Source organism: Pedobacter sp. Bi126, assembly GCF_918698245.1.
Taxonomy (GTDB): domain Bacteria; phylum Bacteroidota; class Bacteroidia; order Sphingobacteriales; family Sphingobacteriaceae; genus Pedobacter.
In genome coordinates this window covers 33,903-54,484 of sequence record NZ_CAKKMS010000011.1, presented here as the reverse complement: position 1 = coordinate 54,484, position 20,582 = coordinate 33,903, and the positions used below count along the sequence as shown (strand labels likewise).

14 protein-coding genes are annotated in these 20,582 nt (G+C 38.7%); 9 read left to right on the top strand and 5 right to left on the bottom strand.

The features are described from left to right. Positions 1–696: 696 nt before the first annotated feature. Positions 697–1,323 carry a LysE family translocator gene (locus LQ201_RS24940; protein ID WP_230146495.1) on the bottom strand — a complete coding sequence of 209 codons (627 nt, stop codon included), beginning with the start codon at positions 1,321–1,323 and terminating at the stop codon, positions 697–699. 143 nt (positions 1,324–1,466) lie between these two features. Here LQ201_RS24940 and LQ201_RS24935 point away from each other — a divergent pair, with 143 nt between their 5' ends. The 5 genes from LQ201_RS24935 to LQ201_RS24915 all read left to right on the top strand — a co-directional run bounded on the left by LQ201_RS24935 (position 1,467) and on the right by LQ201_RS24915 (position 7,732). Continuing rightward, on the top strand, positions 1,467–2,903 hold the full coding sequence (locus tag LQ201_RS24935; RefSeq protein ID WP_230146494.1) for an MFS transporter: 1,437 nt from the start codon (positions 1,467–1,469) through the stop codon (positions 2,901–2,903). A gap of 64 nt (positions 2,904–2,967) precedes the next feature. Then, positions 2,968–3,426 carry a dCMP deaminase family protein gene (locus LQ201_RS24930; protein ID WP_029274099.1) on the top strand — a complete coding sequence of 153 codons (459 nt, stop codon included), beginning with the start codon at positions 2,968–2,970 and terminating at the stop codon, positions 3,424–3,426. Positions 3,427–3,678: 252 nt separating this feature from the next. Beyond that, positions 3,679–5,208, top strand: a complete 1,530-nt coding sequence (guaA, locus tag LQ201_RS24925; RefSeq protein ID WP_230146493.1) for a glutamine-hydrolyzing GMP synthase — start codon at positions 3,679–3,681, stop codon at positions 5,206–5,208. Positions 5,209–5,318: 110 nt separating this feature from the next. Beyond that, positions 5,319–6,530, top strand: a complete 1,212-nt coding sequence (locus tag LQ201_RS24920; protein ID WP_230146492.1) for an ABC transporter substrate-binding protein — start codon at positions 5,319–5,321, stop codon at positions 6,528–6,530. Between the two features lie 32 nt (positions 6,531–6,562). Continuing rightward, positions 6,563–7,732: an RsmB/NOP family class I SAM-dependent RNA methyltransferase gene (locus tag LQ201_RS24915; protein WP_230146491.1), complete on the top strand. Its 1,170-nt coding sequence runs from the start codon at positions 6,563–6,565 to the stop codon at positions 7,730–7,732. Positions 7,733–8,203: 471 nt separating this feature from the next. Here the strand turns inward: LQ201_RS24915 and LQ201_RS24910 are convergent, their stop codons facing one another. From LQ201_RS24910 to LQ201_RS24895, 4 genes are all read right to left on the bottom strand, one after another. Next, positions 8,204–8,770, bottom strand: a complete 567-nt coding sequence (locus tag LQ201_RS24910) for a MarC family protein (protein WP_029274105.1) — start codon at positions 8,768–8,770, stop codon at positions 8,204–8,206. A 78-nt stretch (positions 8,771–8,848) separates the two neighbouring features. Beyond that, positions 8,849–10,180, bottom strand: coding sequence for a porin (locus LQ201_RS24905; RefSeq protein ID WP_230146490.1), 1,332 nt, complete (start codon positions 10,178–10,180; stop codon positions 8,849–8,851). A 99-nt stretch (positions 10,181–10,279) separates the two neighbouring features. Further along, complete coding sequence (locus LQ201_RS24900) at positions 10,280–11,737, bottom strand: amino acid permease (protein WP_230146489.1); 1,458 nt, start codon at positions 11,735–11,737, stop codon at positions 10,280–10,282. A 130-nt stretch (positions 11,738–11,867) separates the two neighbouring features. Continuing rightward, entirely contained in the window at positions 11,868–14,114 is a 2,247-nt protein-coding gene (locus tag LQ201_RS24895; protein WP_230146488.1) for a sodium-translocating pyrophosphatase, read from the bottom strand. A gap of 281 nt (positions 14,115–14,395) precedes the next feature. On the opposite strand from LQ201_RS24895, the gene LQ201_RS24890 reads away from it, so the two are divergent. The 4 genes from LQ201_RS24890 to LQ201_RS24875 all read left to right on the top strand — a co-directional run bounded on the left by LQ201_RS24890 (position 14,396) and on the right by LQ201_RS24875 (position 20,528). Continuing rightward, positions 14,396–15,838: an APC family permease gene (locus LQ201_RS24890; RefSeq protein ID WP_230146487.1), complete on the top strand. Its 1,443-nt coding sequence runs from the start codon at positions 14,396–14,398 to the stop codon at positions 15,836–15,838. A 927-nt stretch (positions 15,839–16,765) separates the two neighbouring features. Further along, positions 16,766–17,713 (top strand): TIGR01212 family radical SAM protein, encoded by a 948-nt coding sequence (locus LQ201_RS24885; RefSeq protein ID WP_230146486.1) that lies wholly within the window; start codon positions 16,766–16,768, stop codon positions 17,711–17,713. Between the two features lie 346 nt (positions 17,714–18,059). After that, on the top strand, positions 18,060–19,466 hold the full coding sequence (locus LQ201_RS24880) for an ammonium transporter (RefSeq protein WP_230146550.1): 1,407 nt from the start codon (positions 18,060–18,062) through the stop codon (positions 19,464–19,466). 36 nt (positions 19,467–19,502) lie between these two features. Beyond that, complete coding sequence (locus LQ201_RS24875) at positions 19,503–20,528, top strand: porin (RefSeq protein ID WP_230146549.1); 1,026 nt, start codon at positions 19,503–19,505, stop codon at positions 20,526–20,528. The last annotated feature ends 54 nt before the right edge of the window (positions 20,529–20,582 follow it).

Below are 20,582 nucleotides of genomic sequence, written 5' to 3'. Positions count from 1 at the left end.
CCCCTAAACCTCCTAAAGAGGACTTGAATAACAAATAGCTCATATTTTATATGGGCTATTTTTTTGTTTTTTACCACCTGAGAACAACGAGTTTGCACAGAGAAAAGAAGAGTTCCGAGCCCCTGTTTAGCACTGAGCACGAAGACACAAATTGTAGCTTCCTATGCAGAGAAGAGTCCTTCGACTCCGCTCAAGGTGACCATCAAAAAAGGTAACAATCTTTTCCTACCTAAACCTGACATTCGCGAAAAGCCCGGAGGCAAATTCTTCATTTGCCGAGGACTTGCAGCATTGGCAGGACTAACAGTAATAGTAGCACTGAGCCTAGTTTTCAAAACTTTTAACCAACCAAGACACAAAGGCACAACTTAATTAACTTCGTGAAGGTTCAATTGTTTCCCAACAGTGTGTCATCCTGATCCGATAGCTATCGGATTTATTTCAGGATCTGTTTTAGTGTTATTACTGATATTGGAGAACAGAAGTTAATGATTTTAGCGGTTCGTGGGGATACGGACTACGGCGGAAGAAGCATTGCACCTGTTTTTCAAAAAATAAAAAACTGTTTAGTAATTTTTGTCGGCCCCTCGACTCGGCTCAGGATGACAAAACGTGAGAAATTCCGTGTGTTCTGTGTTTCCGTGGCTAACGATAAGATGTGTATTGCGTTTTCTTTATAGTCTTTGTGGTGAAAACCTATACGTAGAACTTCAGGTAAGTTTTAACGATCAGCCAAATGGCAAAAAAGATGATGACCACCCCTGCGATTTTATTCAGCTTTTTAAGCGCATCTTCTTTTATTTTATAACGGAGTTTACTCGAGTAGAAACTCTTTGCACCATCTATACTCAATTGGGTAGCCATGGCAATAAAAAAGCAGACTAGCTTTTCGTTCAGCATGTTATTCAATTTAACCGAGATAATCCCGCTTACAATGATCCAGAACATTAAGGTAGAGGGGGTAAGGATGCACATTAAAAATCCTTTTATTACATAACCACGTTTACTTACTTTTTGAAGGGTTGAACTATTATAGTGCACTGTTATTTTAGAAACCAGGTAATATATGCCTACTGCTAACAAGAATAGGCCCCCAATGGTCCCTACATATTTATCAAACTCTGCTTGATAATCCAAAAACTGGCTGCCAAAAAGAACCAGGCCAATTAAGACCACATCACTAATAATTACGCCAACAGCTAAAGAAAACCCAGCTTTGAAACCCCTCTCAATGCTGGTTTTGATCATTGCAAAAAATACCGGCCCTGTTAAAAACGACGAAATAATCCCTGCTCCTATACCTAGTAATATGGCTTCAAACATGCATTGTATTGTTTATAATATGCGAATATGCAACTTTATACCTAAACATTTAACATTTATTTTTGTTGCATAGGTTGCATAAAATTTACTGGTTTTCATTTTTTTTTATTTATGTTTAGAGCCACTAAAACTAGATTTAAAAAATGAGTTCAGAACAAACACAAACCAAGTGGGGGCAGTTTATTCCTTTGGTTACGGTATTCTTTTTCTGGGGCTTTGTAGCCGCCAGTAATGACATTTTAATACCGGTATTTAAAAAAGCTTTTGATTTATCGCAAGCCGAAAGTCAATTGGTTTCATTAGCATTTTATATTGCTTATACAGTGGGTGCTTTAATTTATAACGGTATTTCTGTTGTAATAGGACAAGATATTGTAAACAAACTGGGTTATAAAAATTCGCTTGCGCTTGGTCTGGTTATTTCGGCACTTGGAACCTTATTGTTTTATCCTGCAGCAAACATGCATTCATTTCCTTTAATGCTTTCAGGCTTATTTATTGTAGCATTAGGTTTCTCCTTACAGCAAACTGTTGCAAATCCATTAGCTATTGCATTAGGGCCAATTAAAACAGGTTCGCAACGTTTAACGCTTGCCGGTGGTATTAATAACTTTGGTACAACCATTGGACCACTTATTGTAAGTTTCGCTATTTTTGGTTCTGCGGCAAATGCAACTACAAATATTAGTATAGAAAGCGTTAAAATTCCATATCTAATTTTGGGTGTTGCTTTTATTGCCGTTGCTGTTTTCTTAAAAATGTCGTCTTTGCCTGATAGACCTGCTTTGGTTGAAGCTGTGGTTGAGGATACTAAATCGATTAAGGGATCAGCTTTGCAATATCCGCAATTGGTTTTGGGTATGATTGCCATATTTGTTTATGTGGGTGTCGAGGTATCTACCGCAAGTAATCTACCAGCTTATATGGAGAAAGATTTAGGCTTTGCCATTAAAGATATTGCCCCTTATATCTCTTTATATTGGGCAAGTATGATGATCGGTCGTTGGACAGGTGCTGTTGAAGCTTTTACTGATAATATCGGCACACAAAAAGTATTACGTTTTATTGCGCCATATTTAGCTTTTGGTATTTTCTTAGCTGTAAATGCTATAGCAAAACATGATCTTGCTCCATTTTATGTATACGGTTTGATTATCTTAGTATTAATTGCTGCTGATATGGCGAGTAAAGGTAACCCGGCCCGTATGTTGCTAATCTTTTCGGCAATAGGTATTACTGCGTTATTAATCGGAATGTTTACTAAGGGGATGGTAAGTGTTTATGCCATTACCAGTGTAGGTTTATTCTGTAGCACTTTATGGCCTTGTATTTTTACCTTGGCAGTAAGCGGTTTAGGCAAACACACCAGTCAGGGAAGTAGCTTCTTAATTATGATGATTATGGGCGGTGGTATTATTAGCTGGGCACAAGGTGCGGTATCAGAATTTACAGGTATTCAATACAGTTATATTGTAGGGATTATCTGTTTTGCTTACTTGGCATTCTATGCCTGGAAAGTGGCTGGAATATTAAGATCACAAGGAATAAACTTTGATCAAAAAATTTCTGGCGGACATTAATTTTTAATAAAGTAATTTTGCAGCCACAGAGATTTAGTTCTTTGTGGCTTTTTTGATTTTTATAATGGCAGATAAACCAAGTTTCGATTCGATATTTATGAACCTTGCCACCGATTTGGCAGCCCGTTCGCATTGCGTGCGTGCCCATGTAGGTGCAGTGTTAACAAAAGATACCCGTATTATTTCTATCGGCTACAATGGCCCGCCAGCTGGTACGCACAATTGCGATGAGGAATGGCCAGAGCATGGCTGTGCGCGTGATAGTAAGGGCAGTTGTTCTTTAGCCTTACACGCTGAGGAGAATGCAATCCTGTATGCTTCTAAAAACGGTTCGAAAATTGAAGGTTGTACTTTGTATACCACCTTATCGCCTTGTATTGCTTGCGCAAGGTTGATTTTATCTTCAGGAATTAAATTGGTTTATTATTCTAAATCGTATGCGGCTTACAAAGGTTTGCCTAGCGACGAAGGAGTAGACTTTTTGCGGAAATTTGGAGTTGAGGTGGTTTTGATGGAATCGTAAAGGTTCATTGGTTCATTTGTCAGTAGTTTATTGGTAACGGCAAGTAGTTTACTGGTTAATTGTTAATCAGTTAATCGACTTTGGACTTCTAACTACCGACTTTTAGTTATGCTGGTTAATCGGTTAACTGTTTGAAGCGGTTAATTGACTCCAAACTGACTTCGGGCTCCTGGCTGCCGACTTCGGACTTTTTTAAGCTAAAAATCTCAAATCTGCAGCCTCAAATCTCATATCTAATTGGTACCTTTGCGGATGCAAGAAAAAATCATTATCGTCGATTTTGGTTCGCAATTTACACAACTCATCGCTCGTAGGGTTCGCGAACTAAATATTTACTGTGAAATATATCCATACAACAATCTTCCTGAGGTTACGCCTGATGTAAAAGGGGTTATTTTTTCGGGTAGTCCATTCTCTGTTCGTCAGGAAGATGCACCTCAGATCGATTTATCGAAATACCATTTAAAATTTCCTTTATTGGCTGTTTGTTATGGTGCACAATATATTGCCCAACATTCTGGCGGTGCAGTTCAGCCATCTTCAACACGGGAATATGGTCGTGCTAACCTGAATTTTGTAAACCAGGAGAATAAATTATTTAAAGGCATTAACATCGGTTCACAAGTTTGGATGAGTCATGGCGATACCATTACCGATATTCCGGAAAATTTTGAACTGATTGCCAGTACCGATAGCGTAAAAGTGGCAGCTTACCATCTTAAAGATTCAGATACTTATGCCATCCAGTTTCACCCTGAGGTAACGCACAGTATTGATGGGAAAATCCTGTTAGAAAACTTCTTGGTTGATATTTGCGGATGCAGCCAGGACTGGACTTCTGCTGCTTTTGTTGAAACCACAATTGCTGATATTAAAGCTACTGTAGGTAACGATAAAGTTGTTTTGGCACTTTCAGGTGGCGTTGACAGTAGTGTTGCTGCGGTACTTTTACATAAAGCCATCGGTACAAACCTACACTGTATATTTGTTGATAATGGTTTATTGCGTAAAAACGAATATGAAAGTGTTTTAGAGCAGTATAAAGATTTTGGCTTAAATATTAAAGGCGTTGATGCTAAAGACAAATTCTTGGGCCAGTTGGCCGGAGTTGAAGATCCGGAAACAAAACGTAAAATTATTGGCCGTGTATTTATCGAAGTTTTCGACGAAGAATCTCACCTGATCCAAGATGTAAAGTGGTTGGCCCAAGGTACAATCTATCCTGATATTATTGAATCGGTTTCAGTTAAAGGGCCGTCGGCAACCATAAAATCGCACCATAATGTAGGTGGTTTGCCAGATTTTATGAAACTTAAAGTAGTAGAGCCACTTAAAACTTTGTTTAAAGATGAAGTAAGAAGAGTAGGCACCACTTTAGGATTAGAATCGTTTATTTTAGGCCGCCACCCATTTCCAGGCCCAGGCTTAGGTATCCGCATTATCGGAGAAGTTACTCCAGAAAAAGTTGCCATTTTACAAGATGCCGATAAAATTTATATCGATAATTTAAAAGAAGCAGGCCTTTACGACAAAGTATGGCAGGCAGGCGCAATCTTCTTACCGGTAAGATCTGTTGGAGTGATGGGCGATGAGCGTACTTACGAAAATGTAATTGCATTAAGAGCGGTTGAATCACTTGATGGCATGACTGCAGATTGGTGCCATTTACCTTATCCGGTATTGGCTAAAATCTCAAACGAGATTATCAATAAAGTTAAAGGAATCAATAGGGTGGTATACGATATCAGCTCAAAACCACCTGCAACTATCGAGTGGGAATAATTCAGTTATGAGTTTTCAGTTTGGTTTTTCAGTCCAAACTGCATAAAATAAATGTTATGCTAGCAAGGTGGAATAAACTTTGCTAGCATATTTTGTTAAAAACAACAGGTATGATTTATAAAAAGGTTTACTGGTTACCAGTTTTGTTTATGTTGATTTTGGGTGCTTGTTCGCCAAAAGTGAGAACACCTAAACCAGAGACGAGTAAACCCGTTGAAAAAGAAAAACCAGCAGATAAAAAGCCTATCAAAAAGTTTTCGCAGGCAAGTGTTTCCTTGCTTGTTCCCTTTAAACTGGATGAACTGAATTTAAAAACAGCAACAAAAGCCGATATCGAAAAATATGCTATGCCTATCGATTTTTACCAGGGCTTTAAATTGGGATTGGATTCTGCCGCCGCGCAGGGTTTAAATTTTAAACTCAATGTTTTCGATACGCAGGATGATAATGCACATATATCGGTTTTGTACAAAAATGAGCGTTTTAAACAAAGCAATTTAATTATTGGTCCTGTTTTTCCTGATGGGTTAAAGTTTATCTCCAATTATGCCAAAGAAAACAATGCAATCATCGTATCTCCTTTGGCTGCTTCCGAACCTGCTGAATTTAATAATCCAAATCTGGTGTCCATTGTAAATAATATTGGTTTACATGGAAAAAAGATAGCCACATACATTGCTAAAAATTATAATCCTGCCAATACGATAGTGGTACTGATTAACCCTAAGAAAACAGAAGACGAACAGTTTGCAGCACCAATAAGGAACTATTTTCAAACCAGTACCAAGTTTGTGGTACAAGAGTATGCTTCGGCCTATGCTTTTGAAACAAAAATGATCAAAGGTAAAGAGTATGCCGTGGTGCTTACCTCATCTGACAGGGCTTTTGTATTACCGACAGTAGAAAAACTGTATAAATTAAAGCATCTAGCCACAGGTGGTTATAATATTAATCTATTTGGTCATCCTAATTGGGTAAAACAGAATTATCCTACTGATAAATTACAAGATCTAAATACGATTATCAGCTCGTCTTATAAAATAGATTACAAAAATAGCGCAGTTGTTGCCTTTATTAAAAAATATCGCTACAGGTATGGATTTGAGCCTGGAGAATATGCCTTTAAAGGTTTCGATGTTGGCTATTATTTCGGTAAACTGTTAACTACATATGGAGAGGATTATAGAGATTATCTGGTAAAAGATAAATATAAAGGCCTCCATAATAACTTTTCATTTATCCATGATGAAAAATTAGGCTATATTAACACCAGTTTAATGTTACTGAAGTTTAAAAACTTTGCATTAAACCTAGTTGAGTAATTCTATAATTTTTCTTCCATTTTAATTATTGCATGAGAGCAGACCATCAGTTAAGAGCCTTTGAACAGATTTTAAGTAATTATGATGGAAGTTTGCCCTTGCATCGTTTTCTGCCAACCTATTTTAAGCAGCATAAGCAAATGGGTTCATCCGATAGGAGATGGGCTACACGTCATATGTATAGCTTTTTTAGATTAGGTAAGGCTTTATCGGCAATTCCACAGGAAGAACGTTTGAGTATTGCCGATTTCTTGTGCCACGATACACTTAGCCTTATTGTAGAGAAAAATCTGCCGGAATTAAAGGAAAGTATTATACTGCCGCTGGGGGAAAAAATATCCATCATTAAAACCAGGTATCCGGATTTTGATTTGCAGGAGGTATATCCGTTTCACGCAAATCTATCTGATGGATTAGACCGGGAAGCGTTTTGTACCTCATTCTTCAAACAGCCAGATCTGTTTATCAGGGTGGCAGCAGAAGAATCAGCAGCTATTATTGCAAAATTAGAAGATGAAAACATTGCGGTTAAAGCGATTTCTGATACTGCTTTGGCTTTACCTAACGGAACTAAGCTCGAAACCGTTTTAAAGGAAGGCAGTTACCAGGTTCAAGATTTATCTTCTCAGCATACGGGCAATTATTTTAAACCGAACAAATGGGATAAATGGTGGGATTGCTGTGCGGCATCTGGTGGAAAAACGCTGCTGTTGCATAGTTTGGAGCCTGTGATCGAGCTTTTGGTTTCTGATCTGAGAGAAAGTGTACTCTTAAATTTAGACGAACGTTTCCGCTTAGCCGGGATCAAAAAGTACCATAAAAAGGAACTGGATCTTTTACAGAACAACGATCAGGTTTTACACCACTATCAGTTTGATGGGATCATTTTGGATGCGCCCTGCACTGGTTCCGGAACATGGGGCAGAACACCCGAAATGGTTACATTTTTCGAGGAACGGAAAATTAATCAATTTGCCAGCATTCAGAAGGGGATTGTCCAAAATATTGTAAAATATTTAAAGCCGGGTAAGCCGCTTATTTATATTACCTGCTCTGCCTTTGCCGAAGAAAACGAAGCCATTGTTCAGCATATGATTGATACTTTGCCATTAGAGCTGGAAAAAATGGAACTGATAAGGGGTTATGAAAACAATGCCGATACGATGTTTGTGGCGAGGTTGATTAAGAAGAGCCAGGATTAATTAGGATTAAAGGATTTTAAGATCAGGGTTCTTTTTGGCTCTTTAACCGTCATTCCCGCGCAGGCGGGAATCTTAATGCTTTAAGATTCCCAATCAACCCGATAGCTATCAAGTTGGAAATTACGAATCTATTTAAAAATAGAAATCGATTCAATGCATACTACGTATGTTCAAACCAGGATTTGAAATTCTTTTTGAAGTATTTTACCGCTTCGATTAAAACGGCTATTGCTCCAATAATTAAGGTATATTCTTCAAAGCTGTTCATGGTGTAAGCTTTATGTTTAGATGAATATACGCAATTATTGTTACAGATTGATTGGAGGATTGTCATTTAATAGCGTGATCGTCATTGCGAGGCACGAAGCAATCCTACAACTATAGCAGGTAACGATCGCTTTAAGATTGCTTCGTCGTTCCTCATCGCAATGACGACCTAGCGTTTTAAAAACGAAGCTACGCCTTCAATCTTTAAAGCCCCGTATTATTTCTGAACAATTTAATGGCTATAGCCAATAAAATTACCCCAAAGGCCTTACGCAGAATGTTTAAGCCCGATTTTCCGAAAAGTTTTTCCAGTCTGTTGGTATTTTTCAATACAAAGTAAACAAACAGCATATTGAGTATAATACCCACCAATATATTCTGGGTATGGTATTCTGTTTTAAGCGAAAGTAGGGTAGTCATTGTTCCTGCTCCGGCAATTAAAGGGAAGGCCAATGGAACGATGGAGACTGTTTCTGGCGCTTCTTCTTTAAAAATCGTTAATCCCAATACCATCTCCATGGCAATAAAAAAGATCACGAAAGAACCCGCAATGGCGAAAGATTCTACATCTAATCCAATTACTTTCAATAAAGATTCACCAACAAACAAAAAGAGGATCATTAAGCCTGTAGCGACTAAAGATGCTTTTTCTGATTCGATATGGCCTGCTTTTCTACGTAATTCGATTACAACGGGAATGGCGCCCAAAATATCGATAATAGCGAAGAGCACCATCGTTGTGGATAGGATCTGGCTTAAGTTGAACGTCATAAAATCGAATTTCATAGCGGCGCAATTTTAAGCAAAGGTAGCGGAATTTGTCTCAATTCCTCAATTGTACTTTATTTATTAGAAATAGAACTGTGTTCTTAACGTAAGCACATTGTCTTTTCTGTCTGCTGTATAGCCTTGAATTTGGGTTGATTCGTTTTTAATGATATCATAATAAAGTACAGCCTTAAAATGTGGATTAAAATGATGTAAAAAACCAAATCCAAAAGTATCAAAACGAACATCCGCTGGAGAAAGCCCCTGGGCGCTTGAAATATCAAGCCCTTTTACCTTTGAATTTGGATCATACCAATCGTATTTTAAAATAAGCTGATTGTCGGTGCTATTCAAAGTTTGTACAAAGGTAAAGTAAGCACCGTTGAAGGTTCGGGTATAATAAGGCAAGGCTACCGATTTACTATCAACAGGATAAGATCCAGGAGTGGTTGAGGTAGTTGAGGTACCTGTTTGTAGGCCTGATACCACTTCTGCCCTTAACTCAGATTTCCAGCTCTTGGTTTTTGTAGCCAGCTGAATATCGGCACCGTAATATCTCCTTGGAGCAACCTTATTGATGGTATTGGCCGATGAATCCTTCACCATTCGCCATTGCTCATTGATTCTATCCATCTTATAACTTACTGGCAAACGATGGTTTAAGCCACCTTGTAGTGTACTTATACCGCCCGCAATGGTAAATTTATTAAATGCATAGGTTTTGTGGCTTAACCTGAAGATAAAATCCTTACTGTTGTCAAATTCTCCGGCACCAGCTAAGCCTTGTCCGTTATAAATACCAAAATCAAATACAAAGTTTTTCAACCGGGCATCTTTCCATCGTGGGTTTAGGGTAAACGTAACCCCCAGATCTCGTTCTGTTTTCATTAGAATCTGCGACATCCGGCCACGCTCCGGCGCTTCCCTTACTGAAGAAGATAACTGCAGTTCGTTCCCAAACGGACGGCCTGAAAGCCCTAAAGTAACCGCCAGTATTTTCCATTTATTTTCGTAATAACGTCCCCAAAAATCACGGATGGCAACACCTTGTTCAGTACCGTCAAACTGAAGTACAAAATAGGTAGAAGGACTGCCATCATCTGTTAGCATCATATAATCTGCCCTTAAACGACCTCTTCTTAACCTAAACCGGTTATTGGTAAACTCGCCGAAGTTTCCGCCTTGATACTCTGCCTGTGCACCATTTGCCTGCGCAACCTGGAATTGAGGCTGCAGGTATCCGCTAAAAGATAATGAGCCGTATTTCTTAGAGATAATGAGCAAATGGTTAACCGTGGTAGAGTCCATTACATCGTTAATTGTTCTCTGCGCATATCCTGCAGCGGAAATGAGTAGCAAAACAATCGTTAAGAAGAAATAAGTGATCTTAAATTTGGCAAAATAGCGGTACATGTTATCGATTTTTTGCAAAGGTAGTTTTATTAACAATTATTTAACATAAAAAAGCCCCGACTTTTCGGTCGAGGCTTTAATTTTTTTATGATTTAGCTATTATAACTCGGGTTTTGGTGGATCTACTGCGCCAACCACTTTTCCTTTGTTTCTTAATACTGAATTTCCTTTGCCATAAAAGAAATAAATCGCTATACCCAGCGCCATCCAAATGGCTAACCTGATCCATGCTTCAAAAGGTAATGATGACATTAAATAAACGCAAACGATCACACCCATAATTGGAACGAAAGGCACCAATGGTGTTTTGAATGGACGAGGCCTGTCAGGATCTGTTTTGCGCAGTAACATCACACCGATACATACTAGCGAGAAAGCGAACAACGTACCGATAGAAACCATATGGCCTAGATCGGTTACAGGAACAAAACCTGCAAATACGCTTACAAAAAGCATAAAGAAGATATTAGTTTTGAAAGGCGTTCTAAACTTAGAGTGGATAGTGCTGAAAAACTTAGGTAATAATCCATCTTTTGACATGGTATAAAATACCCTCGACTGGCCCATTAACATTACTAATATTACCGAGGTGTAACCAGCTAAAATGGCAATAATTAAACCCATTTGTAACCAACCGTATCCTGTAACTTTAAAAGCGGTAGCTGCAGGAGAGGCATCACCTTTAAAAATAGTATAAGGTACCAAGCCAGTCATTACATGCGCAAATAAAACATATAATATCGTACAAACTACTAAAGAGCCCAATATACCAATTGGCATACCTTTTTGTGGGTTTTTAGCTTCCTGAGCTGCAGTAGAAACAGCATCGAAACCGATAAATGCAAAGAATACCAATGCTGCACCAGCTGCGATTCCCGAAATACCAAATTCTCCCTTAACACCAGTGTTTGCAGGAATATAAGGTGTATGATTAGCTGGGTTGATAAATTTCCATCCCAATGCAATGAAAATGATTACTACAGCTACTTTTACAATTACTAAAACGTTGTTAAGGCTTGCAGATTCTTTTGTACCGCGGATTAACATCAATGAAAGTAGAGAAACAATTACCACAGCAGGTAGATTGATTCCACCACCATCTACTTCTGCAAATGATTTGGTTAAGTAGAGCGGCATTTCGAGGCCAAACTCGTGCAATAGTTTATTGAAATATCCAGACCATGAAACGCCAACGGTTGCGGCCCCTAAAGCATATTCCAGAACAAGATCCCAGCCAATAACCCATGCCATGAACTCACCCATGGTAGCATAAGAATAGGTGTAGGCACTTCCTGCAACAGGAATCATAGATGCAAATTCTGCATAACATAATCCTGCAAAAGCACAGCCTACAGCTGCCAATACAAATGATAAGGTTACAGCAGGTCCAGCGTGGTCCGCTGCAGCAATACCGGTTAAAGAGAATAAGCCTGCACCAATAATAGCTCCAATGCCCAATGCAACAAGGCTTGTACTACTCAGTGTCCGTTTCAGCGTGCCTTCACCACTTTCAGCAGATTCTGCTATAAGCACATCAATAGGCTTTTTTAGATTCATAAGTTGTTTAGTCTTTTATGTTTGTTGATTTTATGATAATAAGCGGTAAACCTAAATAAAAATTACCAAAAAGAAAAAGGGATTCTGTTAAAATCCCCCTTTCAGTTGTATTATATCTGTGATTTTAGAACTAACGCCTTAAAGTGTCGGTAGTATTTGTTAAAGTATCCGTAATTGTGTTACCTAAACTATCGGTTTTTTGCTCAATTCTGATTTCTTTTCGAACTTCTTGCTTATGTTCGCTGGCAATTGCCTTAACTGCGATGTATGGCGCAATAACGAGTGAAACAATAGACATTAATTTGATTAAAATGTTCATTGAAGGACCCGAAGTATCTTTAAAAGGATCACCTACAGTATCTCCGGTTACCGAAGCCTTATGTGGTTCTGATTTTTTGTAGTGCATTTCTCCATTGATCATTACACCTTGTTCGAAAGATTTTTTGGCGTTATCCCATGCGCCGCCTGCATTGCTTTGAAAAATCCCCATCAATACACCGGTAACGGTTACACCGGCCAATAATCCACCTAAAACTTCAGGACCAAAAGTAAAACCAATAATTATCGGCGTGATTAAGGCGATAGCACCAGGCATCATCATTTCACGGATAGATGCTTTGGTTGAAATGGCTACACATTTTTCGTACTCTGGTTTGGCTTTGTACTCCATAATGCCAGGAATTTCCCTAAACTGGCGACGAACTTCCTGAACCATATCCATTGCCGCTTTACCCACCGCCTGGATGCAAAGGGCCGAGAAAATGAAAGGAATCATCCCGCCAACAAATAATCCTGCTAATACTGGCGCTTTATATATATCTATCGCCGTAATACCTGCAATGCCTACAAAAGCTGCAAATAATGCTAAAGAGGTTAAGGCTGCAGATGCAATGGCAAATCCTTTACCGGTAGCTGCAGTGGTATTTCCAACAGCGTCTAAATTATCGGTACGTTCGCGTACTTCTGGAGGTAACTGACTCATTTCTGCAATACCGCCCGCATTATCAGCAATTGGTCCGAAAGCATCAATGGCCAATTGCATAGCCGTAGTGGCCATCATACCCGCTGCTGCAATGGCTACACCATATAAACCAGCGAAGTGGTACGATAACATAATCCCGCCTGCTAAAACCAAAATTGGAATAACAGTCGATTTCATTCCAACCGCTAAACCTGCAATAATATTGGTGGCATGTCCGGTTGATGATTGTTGGATAATAGAATTTACAGGGCCTTTGCCCATCGCGGTAAAATATTCGGTAACGATACTCATAATCGTACCCACTACTAAACCAACAATAATGGCGTAAAACACATTAATACTGGAGAACTCATAACCACGTAAGTTTAATGTTTCGGGCAACATCCATTTTACGATAAAGAATGAAGCTACTGCTGTAATCAAAATTGATGACCAGTTGCCTAGATTTAAAGCCGTCTGAACATTTGATTTATCATCTTTAATGGTTACAAACCAGGTGCCTACAATTGAAAATAAAATACCCAATCCGCAGATTACCATTGGCAAAAGGATGGGAGACATGCCGCCAAATTTATCTGTTACGGTAATTTCTTGTCCTAAAACCATGGTTGCCAATATGGTTGCTACATAAGAGCCGAATAAATCGGCACCCATGCCTGCAACATCACCCACGTTATCACCTACATTATCGGCAATGGTTGCAGGGTTACGCACATCATCTTCCGGAATTCCAGCCTCAACTTTACCCACTAAATCGGCACCAACATCGGCAGCCTTAGTATATATACCGCCACCAACACGGGCAAATAAAGCAATAGATTCCGCTCCTAAAGAGAAACCGGTTAAAACCTCAATGGCGGTTCTCATTTCTACACTATTGGCACTGGTTACATGAAATACCTGTAAAAAAACAATAAATAAACCGCCTAAACCTAAAACAGCAAGACCAGCTACGCCTAAGCCCATTACGGTACCGCCAGTAAAAGAAACTTTTAATGCTTGTTTTAAACTTGTTCTGGCAGCCTGTGTGGTTCTAACATTTGCTTTTGTGGCCGATTTCATTCCGATATAACCCGCAGTTGCAGAAAATACCGCTCCTATAATAAAAGAAATAGAGATGATCCAACTCGAATGCATAGGTACTCCTTTAATTTCGGTAATTGTACCCGAGTAGGCCAGGAGCGCGGCTGTAAAAACAGCGAAAATGCTCAATACTCTCCATTCGGCTTTTAAAAAGGCCATTGCACCATCGGCGATATAGCCCGCAAGTTCCTGCATGTTTTTATCACCTGCATCTTGCTTGTTCACCCAGGCGCTTTTAATCATCATAACTATAATCCCGACAAGGCCCAGCGCCGGAATACAGTAAATTAAATTGTTTTGTAAAAAATCCATAGTTAATAATTGGTTTTATATTTGGTTAGTTGTTTATGTTGTTGTGTAATTGGTTAACTGTTTAAATTGGTCAATTGTTTAATCTATTTCAAACGTTCAGCGCCAAATGCTTCTCTCCGAACTGCGTACTTATATCTAGCAAGATAATAAAATATTTTTCTTGTGATTAAATTTTTCATTGTCAAGTAGAATAAAATTTCGCTCAATTAAAATAATACAAGCGAAGTACTCCTATTTTCTTTTTTTTAAATAAATTAGCCACAAACTAAACCAAACTAAAAATGAATATTGAAAAAGAAGATGGACCTTCTAAAAGAAAATTAAGCCTTTTTGATGCCACCATGCTGGTAATGGGTTCGATGATCGGAAGCGGTATCTTTATTGTTAGTGCCGACATCATGCGGAATCTCGGTTCTGGTTATTGGTTGATTGTGGTTTGGTTGATCACTGGGGTAATGACAGTTGCCGCCGCAATTTCTTATGGAGAACTTTCTTCCATGTTTCCCAAAGCTGGTGGGCAATACACTTACCTGAAAGAGATTTTTGGTAAAATGATGGGATTTCTGTATGGTTGGGGCTTATTTACCGTAATTCAAACAGGCACTATTGCAGCTGTTGCTGTTGCTTTTGGTAAATTTACGGCCTATCTAATACCAGCTTTAAACGATGCTGCTCCAATTTTTCAAAGTGGCGGCTATAAAATTACCTGGATACAGATTTTAGCCATCGGTGTGATTCTGCTTTTAACCTATATTAATACAAAAGGTGTTGAAGGCGGTAAAATTTTGCAGAACATTTTTACTGGTTCTAAAATTGTCGCTTTAATCGGCTTAATTATCTTGGGCTTTCTTTTGGTGAAAAACAGTTTCTGGGCCGGAAATATGAGCTTTGGCTGGGATGCTTTCAATAATCTTAAAACAGATCCAAGCGGCAATTTTCTGAAATCGGGATGGGAATCCATTTCCGGAATGGCAATAATGGGGGGGATTGCAGCGGCCATGGTTGGTTCGGTATTTTCGAGTGTGGCCTGGGAGAATGTAACTTTTGTTTCGGGAGAAATCGAAAACCCTAAAAAAAATGTTGTACGTTCTATGGTTTTAGGTACTTCAGCAGTGATGATTCTTTATTTATTGGTCAATTTTATCTATCTCAATACCCTAAACAGAGAAAGTATTGCATTTGCCCTCAATGATCGGGTTGCTGTTGCAGCCTCAGAACAGATTTTCGGTAGTGGAATCGGTACAATTGTAATTGCATTGTTGGTAATGATTTCTACTTTCGGTTGTGTTAATGGAATCGTATTGGCAGGTGCCCGGGTTTTTCAAACCATGGCAAAAGATGGAATGTTTTTTAAAGCGGCATTAAAAAACAATAAAAATGGAGTTCCTGAAAGATCACTTTGGATGCAGGGCATTTGGGCATCTGCTCTATGTTTAAGTGGGCAATATGGTAATCTTTTAGATATGATATCATTTGTTATTGTGCTCTTTTATATGATTACTGTTTTTGGCGTTATTTATTTAAGGATAAAACAGCCAGGCCTTGAAAGGCCTTACAAAACCTGGTTATATCCAGTTACACCAATTATTTACTTATTGATAGGAGCGGCATTTTGTATTTTGCTGCTTATTTATAAACAGCAGTATACCTGGCCGGGGCTTGTGATTGTTTTGCTGGGGGTGCCTGTTTACTTTTTTATTAATAAAAAAGAGCAGCAAGATTAGGCGATTCAGGTATCTCTGAGATCGTCCTGCTGAATTTATTTCAGCATCTTAATGGCAGAATAGATCCTGAAACAAGTTCAGGATGACGGTTCGAGAAGAGAATTAACAACGGAACCTCGCAGATTTAAAAAACTGCGAGGTTTTTGCTTCTTGAAAAGCAGGGTTCTGTTTCAATCGGTTCATGAAGACCCGTTATTTGCTTTACTTCTCCCGATAAAAAAAATCGGGATCGTGTTCGCTGCTACCGGGGTTGTGTAGTAAACTCAGTTTTCTAAACCCGACACGGCGGATACCGGCTCTGTGCCTAAGGCCTGCAGGCGTATGAGCATGTGGCGGGACTAACATTGCGAAGAACCACAGGTTTTGCTTTTCAAAAAAAAGAACTAAATTTTTAAATCCTGATGAGTAGCAGCGTGTTTTTCCTAAACCCTAAACCCTAAACCCTAAACCCTAAACCCTAAACCTTATATATATGCTAAATCTTACCGCTCCAAATCCCATTTTCACATTTTGAAAAGCAGGGTTCTGTTTCAATCGGTTCCGAAAGTCCCGTTATCCGCTTTACTTCTCCCGATAGAAAAAATCGGGATCGTGTTCGCTGCTACCGGGTTTAGGTAAGTTAAACCTGTGCTTAAACTCAGTTTTCTAAACCCGACACGGCGGATACCGGCCCTGCGCCCAAGGCCTGCAGGCGTATGAGCATGTGGCGGGACTGGCACTGCGAAGAACCACAGGCTTTGCTTTTCTAAAAAAAAGAACTAAATTTTTAAATCCTGATGAGTAGCAGCGTGTTTTTCCTAAACCCTAAACCCTAAACCCTAAACCCTAAACCCTAATTGTACGCCAAATCTCACATCTCTTGTCTAATATCTCAAATCTTACCTCCCTAATCACTCGTCTCGAACAAAAAGCGTATTTTTGCAAATAATGGGAACACTAGTAGATTCAGGGATAAAGGGTTATAAAAATTACGGCACGCATTTGCGCGAAAAGTATAAAGGGCAGCGTGTATTTAAAGTAATTGTAGATGGTGGTTTTACCTGCCCCAACCGCGATGGGAGCAAAGGTTACGGTGGTTGTACGTATTGTAATGTTGATTCTTTTACGCCGGAGCCTTCGCGTAAAAATCCAAATATTAAAGATCAGCTTGCCGAAGGCATGTTAAGGGCTAAAACTTCTTATAAAGCTGATAAGTATATTGTTTATTTTCAGCCTAATACCAATACCTATGCGCCAGTACATTATTTAAAGATGATGTATGATGAAGCGCTATCGATTAATACCGAAGATATTGTTGGTTTTGCTGTAGGTACACGTCCTGATTGTATCGATGCAGAAAAGGTAGCTTTGTTAGAAAGTTATACCGACCGCTTCGATGTGGATTTAGAAATGGGCATGGAATCGATTTATGATGAAACGCTCGATCAGATCAACAGGGGCTGCAATCATGGCGAATTTGTTGCTGCGGTAGAACTTTTAAAAGATAGTAAGCTCGATCTGTGCGTGCATACCATTTTTGGTTTCCCATGGGAAACCCGTGAGCAGATGCACGGTTACATTCATGAAATTAACCGTTTCCCACAAATCAAGTTTGTAAAGTTCCATCACCTCCATGTTGTAGAAGGATCTATAATGGGCGCTAAGTATAAAAAGGAGCCCTTTAAATTGTTTTCTCTCGAAGAATATACCGACTTACTTTGTGAATTAATCCCTTTATTACGACCGGATATTGTTATTCAGCGGCTTTTTGGTATTTCGGATTGGGATTTATTGATTGCGCCTAACTGGGGGCTTAACAAATCGGCAATTCAAACCTATATGGATAAAGAAATCGAAAAAAGAGGAGTGATTCAAGGATCTGCTTATTTTTCATAAAAAGTTAAATTTTTTAACGATTTTTTTAAAAACCCATGAAATTTCATGGGTTTTTTCTGTTATTTATGTTTTTTTGAGTCGATTTTTTATAAATTTTAGGTAAAATCATATAAATGATGGTTAATATGTGATTTTGTTTTTATTAAAAACTTGTATTAAAATCACCTGTATTTTTTGGTATTTTTATTTTTAAGGTTAATTTTTGTTTTGTTTTATAAAAATCACTCATTTTTATTAAAATATTTTAATTTAATGGTGTAAAAACTGCAATATGTCGTATTTTTAGAAAAATAAATCAAGCATATTTCAATTATTTAAACAATACAAACAAATTAAACTAAAAACTATGAGTAAATTCTCCTTTAAACAGTACGCGCCTTTTGCGATATTGATGATTGTCGCAATTTTCGCTCTATTTATTCCACTTCTTCCTAATTTTGACGAAGGCAAGTATAGTGGGCCTGACATTGCATTCATATTAATCGCTTCTGCGCTTGTATTTTTAATGACTCCAGGCCTTGCATTCTTTTATGGTGGAATGGTTCATCGTAAAAATGTACTATCTACCATGATTAAAAGTGTGGTAGCCGCAGGAGTAATTACAGTTTTATGGACGGTAGTAGGTTTTAGTTTAGCCTTCGGAGATACCATTGGTGGCTTTATTGGAAATCCATCAACGTTTTTGTTCTTTAAAGGTGTAAATTCTGGAGCGCCACACCTTCAGGGGGGAGCAGACTTAACTATTCCGCTATCTTTATTTGCTGTGTTTCAATTAATGTTTGCCATTATTACCCCGGGTTTAGTGGTAGGTGCCGTAGCAGAACGTATCCGTTTTACCTCATACATCTTATTTATTGTTTTATTCGCAATATTCGTTTATTCTCCGTTAGCCCACTGGACATGGCATCCACAAGGTTTCTTGTTTAAAATGGGTGTATTGGATTTTGCTGGAGGTACCGTAGTTCACATTTCTGCTGGTATGGCTGCATTAGCTGGTGCATTGGTTTTAAAACGTAGAAAATCTCACTTAGAGCATAAAGAAGTTCCACCTGCGAATATCCCTTACGTACTAATTGGTACAGGTTTATTATGGTTCGGTTGGTTCGGTTTTAATGCAGGTTCTGCATTGAGCGCAGGTAGTTTAGCTGTTTCTGCATTCTTAACTACAAATACCGCTGCAGGTGCTGCAGGTTTATCGTGGATGTTCTTTGATGTTGCAAGAGGTAAAAAACCTTCGGTTTTAGGTTTTTGTATCGGTGCAGTAGTTGGTTTGGTAGCCATTACACCAGGTGCAGGTTTTGTAAGTATCTCAGCAAGTATATTTATTGGTGCTATTGCCGCAGTTATCTCAAACCTTGTGGTTTCTTGGAAACAAAAAACCAGTTTAGATGATACGTTAGATGTTTTCCCTTGTCATGGTGTGGGTGGTATTGTTGGTATGTTGTTAACAGGTGTTTTTGCTACTAAAACAGTAAATGCTGCTGGTGCCGATGGTTTGTTTTATGGCAACCCGGCGTTCTTTGTAACACAATTAAAAGGTGCTGTAATTGTAATCATATTCAGTTTCGTTGTATCATTCATCATTTTCAAACTGGTAAATCTTATTAACCCAATCAGGGTGTCAGATGAAGAAGAAGAAATGGGGCTTGATGCATCTCAACATGACGAGAAATACTCTCAAGGTACCTTGCTAGTTGAAGAAAGAGCGATCTATATCGAAAGAAACAGTCCATTAACAGAACCAATTTCTTAAGAATTTTATAATATCTAAACCCAAATAAGCTCAAACATGAAGAAACTTTTAACCGCTATTTTTGCAATGGCCAGCACTACGTGTGCCCTGGCTCAAGAGACCGCTACATCACCACTTGAAATTTCAGGGTCGGTAGATACGTATTTTAAATATGATTTTGCTAAAAATCCATTAAACGGAAAAACATCTTTTGTAACTGATCACAACTCGGTATCGTTAGGTATGATCGATATCGCCTTGAAGAAAAAAACAGGTAAAGCGTCATTTGTTGGGGAGCTTTCTTTTGGCCCTAGAGGACAATCGCAATCTATTCCTGATGCTGCAGCCGGAGGTTCGTCTTTTAATATTCAAAACTTATATGTTAACTACGATTTTACTGATCAGTTTAGTATGACAGCAGGTTACATGGGTACATTCATTGGGTATGAGGTAATCTCACCGGTTGGAAACTTTAACTATTCTACTTCATACCTGTTTACCAATGGCCCCTTCCAAAATGCTGGAATTAAAGCCACTTATAAATTCAGCGATAAAGTAAGTTTAATGGCTGGTTTATTTAACGATTGGAACGTTTATTCCGCTTCGAGAGGTGTTTCGGCTATCGGTGGCCAGTTAATGGTTGCTCCTGTTGAAGGTTGGACTGCTTACATCAATGCTTTATCTGGTGCTGGTTTTGGCGGGTACGGAACCATTATCGATTTAACCACTTCATATCAAATTACAGAGAAATTTAAATTGGGTTTAAATGCAGCCAATTATGATATCAAAGACAGTTCGGTACCGGGAAGTTACGCAGGTGCAGCGTTATACCCTCAATTTGCTGTATTGGATGCAGTAACTTTAGGTTTAAGAGGTGAGTACTTTAAATTTAAAGCCGCGGGTGCAGTTCCGGCTACTGCTTTTACTGCAGTAACACTTACCGCAAATATTAAATCTGGTGGTTTAACATTTATCCCAGAAGTAAGATTAGACCATAACAGTGATAAACCTTTCTTTAAAGAAGGTGGCGCTGCGGCACCAAATGGTGGCCAGTTCTCTTTGGCAGCAGTTTACGCTTTTTAAGGAAATAAAATTGTTAATATTAAGCCGTCCCGATGTAAATAGGGACGGCTTTTT